Origin of the sequence: Martelella sp. UBA3392 (assembly GCF_002358775.1) — a bacterium.
GTDB classification, from domain to species: Bacteria; Pseudomonadota; Alphaproteobacteria; order Rhizobiales; family Rhizobiaceae; genus Martelella; species Martelella mediterranea.
In genome coordinates this window covers 1-4506 of sequence record NZ_DEPM01000242.1, presented here as the reverse complement: position 1 = coordinate 4506, position 4506 = coordinate 1, and the positions used below count along the sequence as shown (strand labels likewise).

7 protein-coding genes are annotated in these 4506 nt (G+C 62.8%); 3 read left to right on the top strand and 4 right to left on the bottom strand.

Annotated elements, in window-relative coordinates:
- Positions 1 to 605 (top strand): retropepsin-like aspartic protease family protein (locus B4E36_RS19250; protein ID WP_345900708.1); only part of this gene is annotated, 605 nt, incomplete at its 5' end.
- 5 nt (positions 606 to 610) lie between these two features.
- Here B4E36_RS19250 and B4E36_RS19245 read toward each other — a convergent pair.
- The 4 genes from B4E36_RS19245 to B4E36_RS19230 all read right to left on the bottom strand — a co-directional run bounded on the left by B4E36_RS19245 (position 611) and on the right by B4E36_RS19230 (position 3770).
- Entirely contained in the window at positions 611 to 1432 is an 822-nt protein-coding gene (locus B4E36_RS19245; RefSeq protein WP_292056061.1) for a sulfite exporter TauE/SafE family protein, read from the bottom strand.
- A gap of 295 nt (positions 1433 to 1727) precedes the next feature.
- The gene (locus tag B4E36_RS19240; RefSeq protein ID WP_018066339.1) at positions 1728 to 1937 is read right to left on the bottom strand and encodes a DUF3126 family protein; all 210 of its coding nucleotides are present in this window, start codon (positions 1935 to 1937) and stop codon (positions 1728 to 1730) included.
- Positions 1938 to 2036: 99 nt separating this feature from the next.
- Entirely contained in the window at positions 2037 to 2864 is an 828-nt protein-coding gene (gene cysE, locus B4E36_RS19235) for a serine O-acetyltransferase (RefSeq protein WP_345900707.1), read from the bottom strand.
- 120 nt (positions 2865 to 2984) lie between these two features.
- Positions 2985 to 3770, bottom strand: coding sequence for an alpha/beta fold hydrolase (locus tag B4E36_RS19230; RefSeq protein ID WP_292056059.1), 786 nt, complete (start codon positions 3768 to 3770; stop codon positions 2985 to 2987).
- A gap of 130 nt (positions 3771 to 3900) precedes the next feature.
- On the opposite strand from B4E36_RS19230, the gene B4E36_RS19225 reads away from it, so the two are divergent.
- Together B4E36_RS19225 and B4E36_RS19220 are read left to right on the top strand one after the other, a co-directional pair.
- Complete coding sequence (locus tag B4E36_RS19225) at positions 3901 to 4146, top strand: zinc-finger domain-containing protein (protein ID WP_292056058.1); 246 nt, start codon at positions 3901 to 3903, stop codon at positions 4144 to 4146.
- A gap of 43 nt (positions 4147 to 4189) precedes the next feature.
- Positions 4190 to 4506, top strand: a 317-nt coding sequence (locus B4E36_RS19220; RefSeq protein WP_345900706.1) for an FAD-dependent monooxygenase, incomplete at its 3' end; no start/stop codon positions are given.

Here is a 4506-nt window from a genome sequence, read left to right as displayed (position 1 = left end):
ATGATTTCGCCAGCGCCCTCTGGCTCGCGCCGATCCTGCTGCTGGTCTCGGCGGGCGTGCTGCAAAGCCGGCGCAATCTCGGCTTCGTGTTCCAGTCGCTGCTGATCTGGGCGGCGGTGCTGCTGGTGGTGGCGGCGGCCTACATCTTCCGCGACGATTTCCGCACTGTCGGCGCGAGGCTCTTCAGCGGGCTGATCCCCGGCATGGCGATGGAGACGACAATGTCCGATGGCCGCGAACAGGTGATTCTTCACAAGCGCCTGGACGGCCATTTCGCCGCCAATGTCGAGATCGATGGAGAGACGATCACGATGCTGGTCGATTCGGGCGCAAGCCGCGTGACGCTCACGGCGCGCGACGCCGCCCGCATCGGGTTTGAAGGCTCCGATCTCAGCTATACCGCGATGGTGACGACCGCCAACGGCACGGCGATGGCCGCGCCCATTACACTCGATGAGGTTTCGATCGGCCCGATCACGCGGCGCAACGTCAAGGCCATGGTGGCAACCGAAGGCAGGCTTGCCGAAAGCCTGCTCGGTATGAGCTTCCTGTCAACGCTGACCTCGGTCGACATGCGCTCCGACGAGTTACGCCTGACCGAATAAGCCTGTCAGAAGAACGAATAGAAAAACCGCGCCGAGATGATCAGCAGGAAGATGCCGAAGCCGGCTTCCAGCTTCCGCTTACTGAGCCGGTGCGCGACGGTGGCTCCGAGCGGCGCGATCAGCATCGTGATCGGGATGATCAGGGCGACAGCCACCCAGTTGATATAGCCGGTCGACAGCGGCGGAAGCCCCGCCTTGCCCCAGCCGCCGACGATATTGCCGATGAAGCCCGGAATCGAAATCAGCACGCCGACCCCCGCGGACGTCGCCACCGCCTGATGGATCGGCCGGTTGAAGAGCGTCATGAAGGTGTTGTTGAGCGTGCCGCCGCCAATGCCAATCAGGCCGGAGAGCAGGCCGATGAGCCAGCCATAGACGAACAGCGCCGGGTTTTTCGGCAGGTCATCGCCGAGCCGCCATTCGGCCGATCTGGGATAGAGCATCTTGAGGCCGATAAGCAGCGTGATCACCGCGAAGGCGCCGCGCAGCAGGCTGCCGGGCGCATAGGCAATCACCAGTGTCGAAACCACGGCCCCGAACGGTACCGCGATCACCCACCGCCTGAGCACCGCCATGTCGACCGCGCCGCGTTTGTAATGCGACTGGAAGGAGCGTAGCGATGTCGGAATGATGATCGCAAGCGAGGTGCCGACGCTCAGCTTGATACGCAGCCCGTCATCCACGCCGAAAAGGGCGAAGGCCTGATAGAAGACGGGAACCAGCACGGCGCCGCCGCCAATGCCGAAAAGCCCGGCCAGAAACCCGGCAATTCCGCCGGCAAGCGCCAGCAATACGCAAAGTTCGAGAAGTTCGGAAAGCGGCGGCATCTCATTCCCCTCTGAGACGCTGCCATCTTTCCGAATTTTTCGGAATGAGGGCTCAAATGCGTCTCGATGTCATCAAAACGAGATGTTCTTACACTATCCAAACCACGGGGCAAGGCGGCGCCACCCGCTGCCTGGTACGATTACCGTAACCTGCCTATTGCCGCCCCGGATTTTGAAGAGTGACATACTGCCCTCTGACTTCACATCACCGAATTGTTTCCGCCTTTTTGCCGGCCCTCACACGGGCCGGCTTTTTTCTTTGCGGCCGACAGTCTGGCCCGAGGCTTAAGCGCGCTCAGCCTTCAAGGTCGACGTCGAGGATCGCCATCGAGAAATTGTAGGAGCGGTCGCCGTCCTCGTCGTCGAGATAGATCACGCCGATGAACTCCTCGCCATTGTAGACCTCACAGGAATCATCCTTGCGCGGCCGCGCCCGGACCGCAAAGCTCGGGCCGAAGAGACGTTTGAAATAGGCGTCGAGTTTTTTGATTTCGTCTTGTTTCAAGGGATTTTCTCCGTCTGGCCTTTGCAATGTCCGCGGCTTTTGCCATGCGCGCCGGCGAAACGCAAACGCGCGACCGCACGGATTTGTTCTCGCCCGCGCCTATTCCTCGGAAATGATCAACTGGTCCATCGAGCGCGCGGGATCGGAGCAGCCGGCCGTGCCGATGACCTTGGCGGGAACGCCCGCGACCGTGGAATTGGCCGGCACCGGCTTCAGCACCACGGATCCGGCCGCGATGCGCGAGCACTTGCCGACCGAAATATTGCCCAGCACCTTCGCCCCCGCGCCGATCAGAACGCTGTCGCCGATCTTGGGGTGGCGGTCGCCGGTCTCCTTGCCGGTGCCCCCGAGGGTCACGCCCTGCAGGATCGAGACATCGTCGCCGATCGTCGCCGTCATGCCGACCACGAGGCCGGTGGCGTGATCGAGGAAGATGCCCTTGCCCATCTTCGCGGCCGGATTGATATCGGTCTGGAACACGCTGGAGGAACGGCTCTGCAGATAGAGCGCCAGATCCTGCCGGCCGCGATTCCACAGCCAGTGCGCCAGCCGGTGGGTCTGGATCGCGTGGAAGCCCTTGAAGTAAAGCACCGGCTCCATGAACCGCGTGCAGGCAGGGTCGCGGTCGTAGACCGCCTGGATATCGACACGCAGGATATCGCCCCATTCCGGCCAGTCGCGGCGCATTTCCTCGAAGGTCTGTCGCAGGAGGATCGCCTGGACATCCGGGTGGTCGAGCCGCTCGCAGATGCGGTAGACGACGCAATCCTCCAGCGAATCATGGTTCAGAATGGTCGAATAGAGAAACGCCGCAAGGATCGGGTCCTTTTCCAGCGCGTATTCGGCTTCCGCCCTGAGGCTCGCCCAGATCGGATCGACGGCCTTCAGATTGGTTTCCTGGCTGTTCTTTTCGGGCTGCGCGGGCATAACGGCCTCCTTTTCTTCCGGTTCTCCGGGCGTCGCACCTGCCGTCGCCGACAGCACGATGAAGGACGCAATTTGCGGGGAATATAGATCAGCCGGCCGCAATTACCAATGCGGCGGTCTTCAGTTTTTCGTGTCGGCCACGTTCTGAAGGAAATCCAGAACCGCCTGCTTGAACACCTTGTCGCCAACGGCGAGCATATGGTCGCGGTTCGGAATGTCGAGCGCCCGCGCATTCTGCATCAGGCCCGCAAGCGTCTGGGCGGAGCCCGCGAGATCATCGCGGGTACCGACCCCGATCAACGTCGGCGCGGCGATGCTGCCGACATCCTCGCGGCTCACGAGCTCGCGCGAGGTCTCGATGCAGGCGGCGAGCGCGATCCGGTCGCTTCTGGTCTGGTCGGCGAAGGCGCGGAACATGCGGCCGCGCTCATGGGTGACGTCGTCGAGCGAAGGCGCGCGCAGTGCTTCGGCGATCGGATCCCAGTCGCCTGCCCCGTCGCAAAGCGCGATGCCGAGACCGCCGAAGATCAGGCTGCGGACCTTCGCCGGATGGGCGAGCGCCAGATTGGCGGCGATGCGTGCGCCCATGGAATAGCCCATAACATGGGCGCTTTCGATGCCGAGGTGATCGAGCAGGGCCGCGGCATCCCCGGCCATCAGCCTCGGATAATAGCGTTCGGGATCATGCGGCTTGTCGCTTTTGCCATGGCCGCGATTGTCAAGCGCGATCACCCGGTGGCCCGCCTCGCCCAGCGTCTTCAGCCATCCCGGATGCACCCAGTTGACGGATGCCGTCGAGGCGAAGCCGTGAATCAGCAGGATGGGCTCCCCCGAACCGACATCGAAATAGGCAAGGTCGAGGCCGTCATGGCTGAAACTGTCGAAATCCGGGAGATTGAAATTCATGGCTGCACCGCGGCTGATCATTGTCAAAACACGCCCCCGAAAAGCCGCCTCGGCGACAAATCGGGTACTACACATTTGCGGCAAAGAGTTATAGTGTCCGCGCCGAAAGCTCAAGGAACCGGAGACAATTATGGCTGGTCACGCGATCGCGCATTTCAAGAACGACGAGGGACATCGCTCCATCGAGGTCGGGGTCAAGGAATTCATGTGCGTCGGCGCGTCCGCGCCCTTCGACCATCCGCATATCTTCATCGATATGGGCGATGACGACGAAGCCGTCTGTTCCTACTGCTCGACGCTTTACCGCTATAACCCCGCCCTTCACGCAGACGAGACCAAACCGGCCGGCTGCGCCTATCGGGTCGACGCGGCCTGACCGCGCGCCCGCCGGACGAGGCTTTCGGCGGTCAAGGAATGCCATGACAGTTCAACATGTCGCCATCATCGGAGCGGGCGTTGCCGGGCTGAACGTGGCGCTGGCGCTCGCCCGGCGCGGCATTTCCAGCGACATTTTCGAACAGGCGGAAGCCCTGAACGAGGTCGGCGCAGGCCTGCAGATTTCGCCCAACGCCGCGCGCTGCCTTGAACGGGTCGGCGTGCTCTCCCGGCTGGAAAGCCAGTGGCGCGAACCGCGCGAGATCACCCTTGCCTCCGGCGTCAGCCTTCGCCGGATCACCGGCCTGCCGATGAGCGAGGCCCGCGCGCGCTGGAACGCGCCCTATGGCGTTCTCCACCG